Source organism: Verrucomicrobium sp. BvORR034 (genome assembly GCF_000739635.1).
Taxonomy (GTDB): domain Bacteria; phylum Verrucomicrobiota; class Verrucomicrobiia; order Verrucomicrobiales; family Verrucomicrobiaceae; genus Verrucomicrobium.
The window spans coordinates 1-13,151 of the sequence record NZ_BATQ01000137.1 but is presented as its reverse complement, the minus strand read 5'-3'; the positions used below and the strand labels follow the sequence as shown (position 1 = coordinate 13,151).

Sequence of the window (13,151 nt, the reverse complement as noted above, 5' to 3'; positions counted from 1 at the left end):
CCCATGTCGTCTCCCACGCCACCCACACCCTCCCGAGCGCTCTCTGTCTTTTTGGGCACGCTGGCGGCATTTGCCAGCTTCGCCGTCGTGGCCGCCTTGCTGCAGGCCATCGCTGGCGGTACGCCCGAGTACCGGGATCATGATGCTCGCGTCAAAGTCAAAGAAGGCATTGCGGCCGAACAGGACGCCCTTGTTGAGAAGTACGGTTTGAAGCATGATGCGACTCCTGTGCTTGCCAAAGCGGCTGAACTTGTGAAGGAGCGCAAGCCCTCCACCTCCACCCAGGTGGTGCCAGGTTCTCCCACCGCGTTGAAGGCAGCCGCTGCACCTGCAGCCGCTCCTGCTCCAGCTGCTGCCAAGAAGGAGGAGGAAAAGCCTGCTGCTGCCCCAACTCCAGTTCCGGCCCCAGCACCTGCGCCAGCGCCAGCACCCGCACCGGAAGCGCCGAAGGTTGAGGCTCCTGCTCCGACACCACCCGTGCCAACGCCGATGCCTGCACCAGCCCCGGCTCCTGAGGCACCTAAAACGGATGCCCCCGCGCCAGTTCCAGCACCTGCTCCTGTTCCTGCTCCTCCAGCACCAGCGCCCGTTCCCGCTCCAGAGGCACCGAAGCCCACACCGGCTCCTGCACCTGAAGCTCCGAAGACGGAAACGCCTGCTCCTGAGGCTCCCAAGCCCGCGCCAGCCCCCGCGCCGGAAGCCCCGGTTCCTGCACCTGCTCCCGCCCCCGAGGCTCCCAAGACGGAGGCTCCTTCTCCCGCCCCGGCCCCTACCACTCCTGCTCCTGAGGCTCCGGCTCCGCCTGCCGCTCCGGAAACTCCCGCACCCCAACCTCAGTAAGCATCTTTTTTTCTTTTACCTGACCTGCCATGGAGACAACTGACACGACCGTCTCAAACAGCGACAGCCTACGCCGCGCGGCCATCGACCGCTCAGTGAAGGGGCCGGTGCTCTTCCTGTTTGCCAATGCCGCCCTTTGGCTGCTTGCATCCACCATCATGGGCTTGATCGCCTCCGTGAAGCTCGTCAAGCCGGGCTTCCTGGACTACGACTGGCTCTGGTTCCTCAACTACGGGCGCCTCCAGCCCGCCCACCTCACCGCCTTGGTCTACGGCTGGGCCATCCAGTCCGGCCTGGGTGCCAGTGTCTGGCTCCTTGCCCGCCGCTCCGGTGTGGCGCTGGAGCGCGGTGCAGGTTCCATGGTGACCGCTGGCGTCTTCTGGAACATCGGTGTGACTCTTGGCATCATCGGTATCCTTTTCGGTGGCAGCACCTCGCTGACCTGGTTGGAGTTCCCAGCGTTCGTCTGGCCTCTTTTCCTGGTGGCCTTCCTGATTATCGCAGGTCGCATGGTGTTGCACTACAATGCCGTGCAGCGTGAGAACTGGTTCTTCCTTTCCTCCTGGTACATCCTCGCGGGTCTCTTCTGCTTCCCATGGATCTTCGCCACGGTGAACTTGCTGCTCAATCACTACGCTCCGGCTTCTCCGCTTGGCGCGATTGGCGCTGGCATCAACGCTTGGTATGTGAGCAACGTCATCTGGTTGTTCTTCACCCCGATTGGCCTGGGTGCTAGCTACTACTTCATCCCGAAAATCACCGGCAAGCCGGTTTTCAGTGGCCAGCTCGCGCAACTTGGTTTCTGGGGCCTGGTGGTCCTTGGTGGCTGGACTGGCTACCAGAAGTACATGGGTGGCCCACTTCCCGCCTGGATGTCCGCAGTCGGCGGCACCGCGGCTCTATTGTTGCTCGTTCCTGCTGGGATCGTGGCCTTGAACAACCACCTCACCACCGAGGGCAAACGCGGTCTCATCGAGACCAGCCCCACGCTTCGGTTCGTGTTTGTCGGTTCCTTCTGCTATGTGCTCATGAGCGGTGTGAGCGCACTCCTGGGAACGTTCTGGACGGGTTCAAACACCCAGTTCACCTACGCCGAGTACGGCTTCCAGCTCCTCGCAGTGTATGGCTTCTTCAGCATGACCATGTTCGGCGCGATCTACTACATCGTTCCCCGCCTGGCCAACTGTGAGTGGCTGAGCGCCCGCTTGATTCGCCAGCACTTCTGGTTCTCGGTTTACGGCATCAGCGCCATGGTGGTCTGCATGCTCGTCGGTGGTCTGTTCCAAGGCGCAAGCATCAACAGCCCCGACAACTGGAATCAGCCCATGGTCGGCAGCGTCATCAACGCCCGTGGTTATCTTGTCGGCCGTTCCCTGGCCTGGGTTTTCATCCTGTGGTCGAACTTCTGGTTCTTTGTCCACCTTGTATTCATGGTGCTGGGTCTTGGACGTCGTAGCACGACGCCGACCCTGCTTGTGCATGACCGCCACCACGACTACGTCCCCGGAACTTTAACATCGGTTACCACCAAAGAAGCATGACCAGCTTGCGCAAACTCGTGATTGGATTGGGTGTCAGTTTTGGAGCTCCGTGGCTCCTGCTGGTCGTCATTCCTGCCCTGAAAGCCCAGAAGACCGTTCCTATCCCGTACGACAAGGATCGTGATGGATTGACCGGCTTCTACCCGGCCGACGGTGTGTACCGCCAAGGTCAGCTGGTGTATCTCAAAGAGGGATGCGTGCAGTGCCACACCCAGGTCATCCGCACCACCTTCAACAACATCTCCGATGGCTGGAAAAAGGGGTGGGGGAGTGATCAAAGCGATGTTCCTAAGCATGTCGTGCGCGCCAGCACCATGCGTGACTACCTCGGTGAGCCGGTAGCTCCTCTCGGTGTCCAGCGGAATGGTCCGGATCTCGCCAACTTCGGCTACCGCGTCGTGGGTGAAGCTGGCCATGCAGCTCTTCACGTGAAGCTCTATGCTCCGCGTTCCCAGAATGAGTGGAGCATCATGCCGTCCTATCGCCACCTGTACAAGGTGCAGAAGATTCAAGGCGCGGGTTCCCCGGATGCCCTGAAGCTTCCGAAGGATCTGGCTCCCAAGAAAGGCTACGAAGTGGTGCCGACCGCTGAAGCCGTGGAACTGGTGAACTACCTTAGCTCCCTGAAAAAAGACGCCCCCGAGCCCGGCAAGGTGGTGGCTGACAGCAAGTAACGACGAGCCATGAACGAGAATCAGCCCCAGAACTTTGACAATACTGACCTCGACCGCCTTCACGCTGCTGTGAAGCGCGAGAAGCCTGACGCCCAGCCTGGTCGCGAACCTGCCCCCTTGTGGGTATTCGTCGCCAGCATGGCCGCCATGGTGCTCGCCGGTGGCTACGCCGGAGCTTACGTCGGTGGATTTGATTTCGAGCAGAACTCGCCCTACCTCGGGAAGGTGACGGATACTCGTCCAATCAAGATTGATGTCGCAGACACTCTCGATCCCTTCGCCCTCGCGATGAAAAAGGGTGCCGACTCCTACAACAGCTGCCAGGGCTGTCACGGTGCAACTGGTGGTGGTCAGCCAGGCCTGATCCCGCCGCTCGCTGGTTCGGAATGGGTTGCAGGTGGAACCGAGCGTATCGCTCGTATCGCCCTTCACGGCCTGAGCGGTAGCGTCACTGTCAAAGGTGCAAACTACAATGGCGTGATGCCTCCTCAGTCCGGCCTGTCCGACAAGGAACTTTCCTACGTGATCACCTACATCCGCAACTCCTGGGGCAACAAGGGTTCCTTGGTGACGCCGGACATGGTGAAGAAAGTCCGGGCTGAAACCAAAGCCCATTTGGGTCCTTGGACGGCAGCCACACTCTCGGAATTTGCCGAAAAGGACATTCCGGGCGAAGCTCCCGCCGCCGCAGCCGCCACGCCAGCTGCCGCCCCCGCAGCCAAGTAATAGCAATCAACCGGCATCCTGACTCTCTGAGCTTGAGCACCGCACCTTTCCAATCCCCCGTTTTCCGAACCACCTGCTTTTATTCATGAGCGCTGTTACCGCCCACCACGATCACTCGCATGCGGATCATGCTCACGAGCACGATCACCCGAAGCAGAGCTTCCTCTACAAGTACATCTTCAGCACTGACCACAAGGTCATCGGGATCCAGTACGGTCTCACTGCGATGTGCTTCCTCCTGTGGGGCTTCTTCCTCATGATGGTGATGCGTTGGAGCATCGCCTTCCCTGGTACGGAAATGCCCCTCTTCGGCCATTTGATGGGCGAACGCTGGGCTCCTGGTGGGGTGGTCAGCCCTGAGCTCTACAACATGTTTGGAGCCATGCACGGCACTATCATGGTGTTCTTGGGCGTGGTGCCTCTCGGTTTCGCCGCTTTCGGCAACTACATCATGCCGCTGCAGATTGGTGCAGTGGATATGGCGTTCCCCAAGCTCAACGCCTGGAGCTACTGGCTCTACTTCATCGGTGGCGTGCTCATGATGCTCAGCTTCTTCCTTCCCACGGGTGCTGCCCAGGTGGGTTGGACGAACTACTCCCCGCTGGCCACCACGGCGCAGATTGACGTGAAGAACATCTTCTTCACCGGCCAGACGCAGTGGTTGTTCTCGATGGTGTTCCTGATCTCGTCCTCACTGCTGGGTTCAGTGAACTTCATCACCACGATCCTCAACCTGCGCTGCAAAGGGATGACCTGGATGCGCCTGCCCTTCTTCTGCTGGGCCATGCTGGTTGTTGGTTTCCTGCTGCTCCTTGCCTTCCCGCCGCTTGAAGTTGCTGCTGTGATGCAGCTTGCGGACCGTCTCTTCGGTTCCAGCTTCTTCCTTCCGACCGGCCTTGTGGAAGGCAACAAGCACCTCGATATCGCCGGTGGTGGCAGCCCGCTGCTCTACCAGCACTTGTTCTGGTTCCTCGGTCACCCGGAAGTGTACGTGCTCATTCTTCCGGCCATCGCCATCGTTTCGGACGTCATTCCCGCGAACATCCGCCGTCCTCTCTGGGGCTATAAATCGATGATCTACGGCGTCCTTACGCTGGGCTTCCTGAGCTTCATCGTGTGGGCTCACCACATGTACCTCACTGGCATGGGCCCGGTGGTTTCCACCTTCTTCCAGATCACCACGGTACTGATCTCCGTGCCTTCTGTGATCCTCCTGACATGCTTGATGATTTCGCTCTGGGGCGGTTCCATCCGGTTCAACTCGGCGATGCTCTTCGCCTGTGCGTTCCTGCCAATGTTCGGTATTGGGGGTCTCACTGGCCTGCCCCTGGCCTTCAGCACGATCGACCTCTATCTGCACGACACTTACTATGTGATTGGTCACTTCCACTACGTGGTGGCGCCCGGCACAATCTTTGGTCTTTTCGCCGGTATCTATCACTGGTACCCGAAGATGACGGGCCGTTTCATGAACGAGACGCTGGGTCGCTTGCACTTCTGGCCCTCCTTGGTGTGCATGAACCTGCTGTTCTCCCCGATGTTGATTCAGGGTATGGCAGGCTTCCACCGCCGCTGGCATGACGGTGGTGTCGCATTCGCTGGTACGTCCAGTGGCGATTGGATGGGCATCCCGCTGCTGCGGCTCAACGAAGTGATGTCGTTCGCGGCATGGGGCTTGGCTATTGCCCAGGTGCCCTTCATCCTGAACTTGTTCTTCAGCATCAAGGGTGGCAAAAAGGTGAAGTCTGACAACCCCTGGCAGGCCACGACTCTGGAGTGGGCTACCCCCACACCTCCCGGACATGGCAACTTCCTGCAGGAGCCCGTGGTCTATCGCGATGCCTATGACTACAGCGTTCCTGGTGCCGAGACGGACTACTCTCCGCAGTGGCTGCCGGAAGGCGTGAAGCCCGAGGAAAAGCTCACCCACATGCATTGATCCCCGGGGCCTCAACTCCAGTTCCAGTCAATCATTTCTCCCAACTGACAACTTTTTCGCTCTGATGGAAATTCCATACACCGTCAAACCCCGGCCGGATACCGGACTGTTCAATGCGAAGATCGGCATCTGGCTGTTCCTTGCCTCTGAGGTGATGCTCTTCGGCGGTCTGTTCTCTGCTTACATCTTCCTGCGCATCGCTCCTGAAGGCCCTTGGCCGGTCCAGGTGCTCACCGTGAAGTGGGGCTTTATCAACACCCTCGTGCTCATCTTCTCCAGCGTCACCGTGCTGCAAGCGTGGGTGGCTCTGAAGTTGAGGAAGTTCCGATTGTTCCAGGTTTGGATGACTCTCACCATCCTCTGCGCTGGCGGCTTCATGGTCATCAAGTCCATTGAGTACGCTGACAAGTTCCATCACTTTGGCGTCTTGCTTAAGGATGGCAGCTCAGTCGAAGGTCACTTCCCAGCCGATCATCCCTATCATATCAAGTTTGATGAGGTGAAGACGGTGACGCTCGCTGTGAAACCTCATGACAAAGGTCTCTTCGGCATTGCCTTGTTCCGCCACGGTTCTGACACAGAGTTCCTCAAGTACCTTGAAAAGGACAGCAAACCTGAGTTCAAGGATGCCGAGGGGAATGTGATCACCCTGGATGATAAGACCCTTGATGCGTTGCGTGCCAAGGCCCTCAACAAGTGGGGTTGGGACGACGTGAAGAAGAAGAGCAAGTGGACTCCTGACGAATTCATCACGCTGACCGCAACCAGCCCGCTCAAGTTTGACATCCCGCCGTCGAAGCTCTTCGACAACGCCTACGATGCGCACAAGGCCCATTTCCGTGACGGCACAGTGATCGACGGCAAGCTGGCCTACGACTCGATGCACCTTGAAGTGGACCGTATCGACCTGCGTCGCCTTTTCGCTGCTGATGAGAAGAGCGACCAGAAGGCCTTGGAAAGTGTGCAGAACGCTGACGTGTGGCGCATTCTCGGTGGTGACTGGAAGAAGAAGTTCAACGAGCACCATGACGTTGAGCACAATAAGTTCGTTGAGAAGCACAAGAGCCAGAAGAAGCCCCAACAGCCCATGGACAACAGCGACTACGTTCGCCACGTCTATGCGATGAAGATCAGCCTGGATGACGCCCACGGTCACGCCAGCGCCGCCAAAACGGGCGGGGAAGGCCTGGCCGCTGAAGCAGCCGGTGATTCCCATGGTGCTCACGCCGCAGAAGCTCACGCTGGCAGCCACGGCCATCCCCTGGTGGTGATCGAGAAAAAGGATATCTCCTTCTGGTCCAACTTTACTCCCAAGTATGGCAACTACTTCGCCATCTACTTCACGCTGACAGGCCTGCACGGTTTGCACGTGATCGGCGGTGCTCTGGTGCTGAGTCACATGCTGCTGTTCGGCAAGAGGATCTACGACAAGGACCCTGATCACCTGGCAAACCGTGTGGAAGTGGGCGGCCTTTTCTGGCACTTTGTGGATCTGGTCTGGATCTTCCTGTTCCCGCTGCTGTATCTCCTCTAACCCGATTCTCCGGGGCTGCGGCCCCGGGATTTGATTCCCAGCTTTTTACCATCATGGCTCACGACCATCACGACCACGACAGTCCGGAATACTACAAGAAGCAGTCCAAGATCATCTGGGCGGTCGGTGGCGTTCTTGTCCTAGGCACCCTCATCACCGTCGGCGTGATGGATTGGGACATGGGCTCCCGCGCCGCCAACATTGCCTTTGGCATGTTCATCGCCCTGGTGAAAGCCAGCTTTGTGGCACTCATCTTCATGCACTTGAAGAGTGAACGCGGCCTCATCTACAAGGTCCTCTTCTTCACGGTGCTCTTTGCGATCGGCCTCTTCGTGCTGACTTACCTCGGCTACGCTGATCCGCTGCACTCCAAGTTTATTGGTTACTGAATTCCTGCCATGTCCCTCAAAGGCTTCCACATTCTTTTCATTGTTCTGGCGTTTCTCTGCACGGCGGGGTTCTGGGCCTGGACAGTGGTGGAGGTGGACCAGGCGAGGGAGGCCCGGGCAGTGGTTGCCGGGAATCTGAGCGGTTCCTTGGCGATTCTTCTGCTCGGTTACGGAATTTGGTTTGTCGCCAAAAAGAGCAAGACCATCAAGGTTTGAGATCCTGATCCCATCACACCATGAGCCTCTTCCATCTGCACCAGCTTGCCTGCTCCGTCTGCCTTCCGGACCAATCGTCCGAGGTGGCCAAGGCTTCGAACACGGCCATTCTATTCATGGTCATCGTGGTCTTCTGCATGCTGGGTCTGCTCGTCAAAATCATGTTCAACTTTGCACGCAAGCAGCGTGAGTTCGAAAATTCGTCCCTGTAATTTCCCATGACTCCTGATTCGTTGATCACCCTTGCCACCCTGAACAAGCTTTTGGGGATTCCTGCCCTTGCTTCTGAACATGGCGAGATGGTGGACCACATGCTTGAGCTGGTGCACTGGTTCATGTTGCTCCTTTTCATTGGCTGGTCTGCTTTCCTGGTGGTGGTTTTCACCAAGTTCCGCCAGGGCAAGAATCCCAAAGCCGACTATCACGGTGTGCGCGGTCATGCCTCCACCCACATTGAAATTGGCGTGGTCATCGTGGAAGCCATACTGTTGCTTGGTTTTGCCTTCCCGCTCTGGGGTCAGCAATCTGAAAAGTATCCCTCCGGCAACAACGTGCTGAAGGTGCGTGCTGTAGGCGAGAAATTCCTCTGGAGCTTCCAGTACGGTGGTACCGACAACACCCTGGGCCGCACTGCGCTCAAGCTGATCGACATTGGCACCAACCCTCCGAACACGATCGGTCGTGACATGAAGGATCCGAACGGCAAGGACGACTTCGTGAAGGTCGGGGTGATGACTCTGCCAGTGAACCGCCCCGTGATCGTGGACGTGACCAGCAAGGACGTGATTCACAACTTGGCGCTCGTGCCGATGCGCATGGCGCAGGACGCCACCCCCGGTGTTCGCAGCCACGCCTGGTTCAAGCCTACTAAGACTGGTTCCTGGGACATTATCTGCGGTCAGCTTTGTGGTCCCGGCCACTCTGGCATGAAGGCGACACTCAACGTGATTCCTGAGAAAGAGTTCGACGAATTCGTGAAAGAGGCCAGCGACACTGCGAAGGCCGCCGTGGAAGCTACTCCGGCCCCTGCAGCAGGCGCTGCCCCTGCCGCCCATTGATCCCTGGCGGGCTTGTCCTGCACGTGAGCGACAGAACACTGTTCCGACCTTGATCCCACTTTGATCTTCTGCGAACGGCAAAGCCCAGGCTTTGCCGTTCGTTGTTTTTAGCCCCCCCCTCTGCCCAACTCTGACTCCATTCCCGGCATGATCTGGACGCGATTTCAAAAGCTGGCCCTGATAGCATTTATCTCAGTGGAGGTGCTGATCTTCGTGGGTGCGGTGGTGCGGGCGACGGGTTCTGGGCTTGGATGTCCGGACTGGCCCTTGTGTTATGGGTGCTGGACGCCTCCCACCAAGGCGGAAGACATCGATTTCAAAAAACTGAACATCGAGAAATTCCGGGCGAAGGCAGCGCGATTGGGGCGGGATCCCGCTTCCATCACCCCCGAAACTCTGCGGGCGGAATTTGATCCAGTCGCTACTTGGGTCGAGTACATCAACCGCCTTACCAGCCTGCCAGTGGGGCTCTCCGTGACAGCTCTTCTCATTGCGTCATTCTGGCAGATCTGGGCGGGACGCTTTCGGGTGTTTGTTGGGGCGCTGGGCTCATTTGCCCTCGTGTTGATCAATGCCTGGCTGGGAGCCCGGGTGGTCTTGAGCGGCCTCAAGCCGGGCATCATCACGTTGCACATGGCCCTGGCGATCCTGTTGCAGTGTTTTCTGGTGTACACAGCCTGGCGAGGGGCTGCCCAGCCATGGAAGCTTCCGGTGATCGGGGATGGGGGCAAGGCGTTGCATCGCATTGGCTTGCTGCTCTTCGCCCTTGTGGTGCTGGAAGGCGTGATGGGCTCCCAAGTTCGTGAAATGACCGACCATCTTGCCATGGTCCATGCCGGGGAGAAACGGGAACTGTGGGTCAAGGAACTGGATCAGACCGTGGTTTACCTGCTCCATCGAAGCTTTTCGTGGATCATTTTGGGTGTGGCTTTCCTGTTCCATTGGAAGTCGGGCCAAGTTCTTGGCCGGGTGAAGTGGTTGGAGCGGGGGATTGTGGGGCTGGTGTGCGCCCAGATGGTGCTTGGAGTGGTGCTGTCGCAGGTGGGAATCGTTCGGATCGCACAGATTCTCCACATTGGCTTGTCTTCGCTGCTGGTGAGTGGATTGTTCCTCTGGCTGCTCGGCAGCCATCGGGCAACGCGGGCCAAGGCGGTGCCTGACCCAGTAGAACCCGTCGATTCCAACCCTGTCGCCTGAGTTTCCTTGCCACGTTTTTCCAGAGAAGTCCGATGCAGAGCCCCGTCATGTCTGAGACCGCCACCTCGTCGAATCCCCAATCCAGCGTCATGATGAAGGACTTCATGTCGCTGACGAAGTTCCGGCTCAGCGTGCTCGTTTTGGTCACCACCTTTGTGGGCTACTGGCTGGGGCGGAGCGGAAAGGATCTGAATCTGGCGCTGATGTTTCACACCCTGCTAGGCAGCGCCCTCGCTGCCTTTGGCGCGGCGGTGTTCAATCAGCTGATGGAAATCGAGCCGGACAAGCGCATGGAGCGCACCGCCGATCGCCCGCTGCCTTCCCGGCGCATGGAGCCGGGGCTGGCCTTTGGGGTGGGGTGGTTGCTCAGTGCCTTCGCTTTGTTGCACTTGGGCAAGATGGTGAATCTCGAAGCGGCCGCGCTGTGTGCCATGACTTTGGGAGTGTATCTCTTCATCTACACCCCGATGAAGCAGCAGTCGGCGTGGAATACGATCGTCGGAGCGGTGTCGGGAGCACTGCCGCCGCTTATTGGATGGGCCGGAGCCGCCGGTCCTCCGGTCAACAATGACGCCTACTTCCGTCTGGAGCTCATCTCCTCCAGCGGGGCCATCTACCTTTTTTCCCTTCTCTTCCTCTGGCAGCTCCCTCACTTCCTGGCGATCAACTGGATGTACCGCGACGAGTACCGCAAGGGCGGGTTTGTCATGTGGGCGAACGAGGATGACACGGGCGGCAAGACCTCCAAGCTGGCCCTGCTATTCTCATTCTGCGCCGTGGTGCTCATGTTCCTGCCTCCGTTGGCGGGCGATACCAGCTACTGGTTCCTTCCTTTTGCCCTGCTGGCGAACCTCATGCTGGTCTGGCTGGCCTGGAAGTTCTACAAGATCCGCGACCGGGCCAGCGCACGGAAGTTGTTCTTTTTCACCCTTATGTACCTGCCGTTGTTGCTGGGCATCAGTATGGTGTTCTGGAAACCCTGAGCCTTCTGCCAGCAGGTGCCCAATGTGGCATTTTGCCGCGCAGTGGCCTCGCCGTTCGTAAGCGTACTGGTTCCTGTTACCATCCAAGTCTTCCCATTTCGCCCCTGATTATCCCGTGTCTGATCAACCCATGAGCACCCCCCCGCCGCCCGCCACTCCGACCCCGCCTTCAGCGGATGAGGCACCCAAGGGCATCAACCCCCTGACTGTCTGGGTGCCCATCATCGTCATTGTCTGTGGCATCGTGATCGGGTGGAACTACATGATGATCCAGATCAAGAAAGAGCGGGAGGAGGCCGCTGGCATGGTAGAGCAGCGGCTGCCCATGCTGTCCCGACTGGAGAAGAACATTGGCTTCGTAGAGCGCAATGGTCAGAAAGTGGAACTCGCCACGCTGAAGGGGAAGATCATCGTGGCGTGCTGGGTGTACACGCATTGCCCGCGGGGTTGTTCCGGAGTAGTGGGTGAGCTTCTCAGTCTGCACAATGACCTTGAGGCCAATCCTGATGTCCACTTCCTCTCGGTGAGCGTGGATCCTGCGGATGGCCCGGAGCAACTCAGCAAGTTCGCTGAAGGACTCAAGATCAAGGGCGACAACTGGTGGTTTGTGAATGGCGAGACCAAGGAAGTGCGCTCCTACATGACCCGCTACTTCGGCTTTCAGGGGGTACAAGATGTGCCCGAGAAAGACCGCCTCTCCCCGGATGACAAGTACATCCACGATATGAAAGTGGCCTTGGTGGACCATAAGGGGCATGTGCGCGGTATGTACGATGTCGCCAGCTTCGACCCCGAGTTTAAGGCGTTCTGGAAAGACAAGATCCGCAAGGACATCAGCACTCTTCTCAAAGAGAAGGCCGAGGACGAGGGCAAGAACGGCAAGTAGGAGCCTCCAGTGACTGCACGCTTCTGATTCTGGATTGTCAGTTGCCCGGTGCCAGCTTCTCCCAGACCGATTCTGCCTGGAATTGCATGATTTGTTTGATTGAGAGGCAAATGAGGCTGAAAGGCAGTCGCGCTCTCGTCCGCCCGCTCTTCTTTCACGATTGATTGATCTACTACCATGGAAGTTTACGAACTCCCTGCGCTCAACGCCACCCTCAACGCCGCCGCGGCCGTTCTGCTGCTGTCGGGCTGGATTTGCATCAAGCTGGGCAAGCGCTCTGCCCACATCACCCTGATGTCTCTGGCACTGGTGGTGTCCGCAGCCTTCCTTACAAGCTACCTGATCTACCACTTTCATGTGCCCAGCATGAAGTTCCAGGGCAAGGGCGTGGTCCGGTGGGTGTACTACACCATCCTGATCACCCACGTCTTTCTCGCGATCGTCAACCTGCCCATGATCATCTTGACCGTGGTGCCCGCGCTGAAGCGGAAGTTTGACAAGCACAAGCGTCTCGCCCGCTGGACCTTTCCCGTGTGGATGTATGTCTCAGTGACGGGCGTGTTGGTGTACCTGATGTGTTACCATTGGTACGCGCTGGGGTGATGGGGGGGAGAGTTGGAGAGCTTGCGATGTTGTAAGCCGGGGGCAGATACTTTCGGCCTCGGAGGCACACTACCTGGCGGCGCAGCCGCTTTGGGAGTGCGTGCGAGAATCGCCGCTTTTGAGAGGCCTGTGTGGAGCGAGGGAGGATGAGAGGGGAGCGGAGGAAGGGGATGTGCTTCGGTGGCAGGGGAAGGGTTCAAGCCTATCACAATGCGGGGCCAAAGCGGTGATTCTCACCGCAGTCCCTAAAGCGCTGCGCGCTCAAGTGGTGGGAGATCGAACTCTTGTATAGCTGATGAAGCTTGTTTGGCTTCGCTCAGTAGTCGTCCTCGATGTTGAGCTTGTCGGTCTTGAAGGCATAGACGCTCTTGATCCACGCCGGCGCGGCTACGCGTTCAAACCAGGCGGCAGGACACCAAGGGTACTGGTTCGCACTTGGCACCAGACGATGTTTGATCGGGTTCTGGTGGACGTAGTTTAGGCGGGCCATGTAGGACTTTTCAAAGGTGAGGCGCTTGTCCCAGAAGTTGTGCCACACTTTCCGTCCCGGTGTTTGGTCCAGTTG

14 protein-coding genes and 1 pseudogene are annotated in these 13,151 nt (G+C 58.4%); 14 read left to right on the top strand and 1 reads right to left on the bottom strand.

The window, feature by feature from the left end; translation table 11 throughout:
* Positions 1–3: 3 nt before the first annotated feature.
* The 14 genes from BV034_RS36375 to BV034_RS23365 all read left to right on the top strand — a co-directional run bounded on the left by BV034_RS36375 (position 4) and on the right by BV034_RS23365 (position 12,586).
* Positions 4–840 (top strand): hypothetical protein, encoded by an 837-nt coding sequence (locus tag BV034_RS36375; RefSeq protein ID WP_265593374.1) that lies wholly within the window; start codon positions 4–6, stop codon positions 838–840.
* Between the two features lie 29 nt (positions 841–869).
* On the top strand, positions 870–2,381 hold the full coding sequence (locus BV034_RS23425) for a cbb3-type cytochrome c oxidase subunit I (protein ID WP_050029399.1): 1,512 nt from the start codon (positions 870–872) through the stop codon (positions 2,379–2,381).
* The gene (locus tag BV034_RS23420; RefSeq protein ID WP_050029398.1) at positions 2,378–3,055 is read left to right on the top strand and encodes a cbb3-type cytochrome c oxidase subunit II; all 678 of its coding nucleotides are present in this window, start codon (positions 2,378–2,380) and stop codon (positions 3,053–3,055) included. The genes BV034_RS23425 and BV034_RS23420 overlap by 4 nt, the downstream gene beginning before the upstream one ends.
* Positions 3,056–3,064: 9 nt before the next feature.
* Entirely contained in the window at positions 3,065–3,781 is a 717-nt protein-coding gene (locus BV034_RS35170) for a cytochrome c (protein WP_050029397.1), read from the top strand.
* Positions 3,782–3,866: 85 nt separating this feature from the next.
* Complete coding sequence (locus BV034_RS23410) at positions 3,867–5,720, top strand: cbb3-type cytochrome c oxidase subunit I (protein WP_050029396.1); 1,854 nt, start codon at positions 3,867–3,869, stop codon at positions 5,718–5,720.
* Between the two features lie 64 nt (positions 5,721–5,784).
* Positions 5,785–7,254, top strand: coding sequence for a cytochrome c oxidase subunit 3 (locus BV034_RS36370; protein ID WP_050029395.1), 1,470 nt, complete (start codon positions 5,785–5,787; stop codon positions 7,252–7,254).
* 53 nt (positions 7,255–7,307) lie between these two features.
* Positions 7,308–7,643 (top strand): cytochrome C oxidase subunit IV family protein, encoded by a 336-nt coding sequence (locus tag BV034_RS23400; RefSeq protein ID WP_038166720.1) that lies wholly within the window; start codon positions 7,308–7,310, stop codon positions 7,641–7,643.
* Between the two features lie 9 nt (positions 7,644–7,652).
* Entirely contained in the window at positions 7,653–7,859 is a 207-nt protein-coding gene (locus BV034_RS23395) for a hypothetical protein (RefSeq protein ID WP_050029394.1), read from the top strand.
* A gap of 20 nt (positions 7,860–7,879) precedes the next feature.
* The gene (locus BV034_RS23390; protein WP_050029393.1) at positions 7,880–8,071 is read left to right on the top strand and encodes a hypothetical protein; all 192 of its coding nucleotides are present in this window, start codon (positions 7,880–7,882) and stop codon (positions 8,069–8,071) included.
* Positions 8,072–8,077: 6 nt separating this feature from the next.
* Positions 8,078–8,917 carry a cytochrome c oxidase subunit II gene (locus tag BV034_RS23385; RefSeq protein WP_050029392.1) on the top strand — a complete coding sequence of 280 codons (840 nt, stop codon included), beginning with the start codon at positions 8,078–8,080 and terminating at the stop codon, positions 8,915–8,917.
* A gap of 147 nt (positions 8,918–9,064) precedes the next feature.
* A complete protein-coding gene (locus BV034_RS23380; RefSeq protein ID WP_050029391.1) occupies positions 9,065–10,114 on the top strand; it encodes a COX15/CtaA family protein in 1,050 nt (349 codons plus the stop codon).
* A 47-nt stretch (positions 10,115–10,161) separates the two neighbouring features.
* Entirely contained in the window at positions 10,162–11,097 is a 936-nt protein-coding gene (gene cyoE / locus BV034_RS23375; RefSeq protein ID WP_081888062.1) for a heme o synthase, read from the top strand.
* A 130-nt stretch (positions 11,098–11,227) separates the two neighbouring features.
* Positions 11,228–11,983 (top strand): SCO family protein, encoded by a 756-nt coding sequence (locus tag BV034_RS23370; protein WP_050029389.1) that lies wholly within the window; start codon positions 11,228–11,230, stop codon positions 11,981–11,983.
* A gap of 177 nt (positions 11,984–12,160) precedes the next feature.
* On the top strand, positions 12,161–12,586 hold the full coding sequence (locus BV034_RS23365; protein WP_050029388.1) for a DUF420 domain-containing protein: 426 nt from the start codon (positions 12,161–12,163) through the stop codon (positions 12,584–12,586).
* Positions 12,587–12,902: 316 nt separating this feature from the next.
* Here the strand turns inward: BV034_RS23365 and BV034_RS23360 are convergent.
* A pseudogene (locus tag BV034_RS23360) lies at positions 12,903–13,151 on the bottom strand (hypothetical protein); the annotation flags it as partial.

Excerpts from the sequence above, each read along its gene's own strand:
- BV034_RS36375 (WP_265593374.1), top strand. The coding sequence starts at position 4 with ATGTCGTCTCCCACGCCACCCACACCCTCCCGAGCGCTCTCTGTCTTT.
- BV034_RS23425 (WP_050029399.1), top strand. The coding sequence starts at position 870 with ATGGAGACAACTGACACGACCGTCTCAAACAGCGACAGCCTACGCCGC.
- BV034_RS23420 (WP_050029398.1), top strand. The coding sequence starts at position 2,378 with ATGACCAGCTTGCGCAAACTCGTGATTGGATTGGGTGTCAGTTTTGGA.
- BV034_RS35170 (WP_050029397.1), top strand. The coding sequence starts at position 3,065 with ATGAACGAGAATCAGCCCCAGAACTTTGACAATACTGACCTCGACCGC.
- BV034_RS23410 (WP_050029396.1), top strand. The coding sequence starts at position 3,867 with ATGAGCGCTGTTACCGCCCACCACGATCACTCGCATGCGGATCATGCT.
- BV034_RS36370 (WP_050029395.1), top strand. The coding sequence starts at position 5,785 with ATGGAAATTCCATACACCGTCAAACCCCGGCCGGATACCGGACTGTTC.
- BV034_RS23400 (WP_038166720.1), top strand. The coding sequence starts at position 7,308 with ATGGCTCACGACCATCACGACCACGACAGTCCGGAATACTACAAGAAG.
- BV034_RS23395 (WP_050029394.1), top strand. The coding sequence starts at position 7,653 with ATGTCCCTCAAAGGCTTCCACATTCTTTTCATTGTTCTGGCGTTTCTC.
- BV034_RS23390 (WP_050029393.1), top strand. The coding sequence starts at position 7,880 with ATGAGCCTCTTCCATCTGCACCAGCTTGCCTGCTCCGTCTGCCTTCCG.
- BV034_RS23385 (WP_050029392.1), top strand. The coding sequence starts at position 8,078 with ATGACTCCTGATTCGTTGATCACCCTTGCCACCCTGAACAAGCTTTTG.
- BV034_RS23380 (WP_050029391.1), top strand. The coding sequence starts at position 9,065 with ATGATCTGGACGCGATTTCAAAAGCTGGCCCTGATAGCATTTATCTCA.
- cyoE (WP_081888062.1), top strand. The coding sequence starts at position 10,162 with ATGTCTGAGACCGCCACCTCGTCGAATCCCCAATCCAGCGTCATGATG.
- BV034_RS23370 (WP_050029389.1), top strand. The coding sequence starts at position 11,228 with ATGAGCACCCCCCCGCCGCCCGCCACTCCGACCCCGCCTTCAGCGGAT.
- BV034_RS23365 (WP_050029388.1), top strand. The coding sequence starts at position 12,161 with ATGGAAGTTTACGAACTCCCTGCGCTCAACGCCACCCTCAACGCCGCC.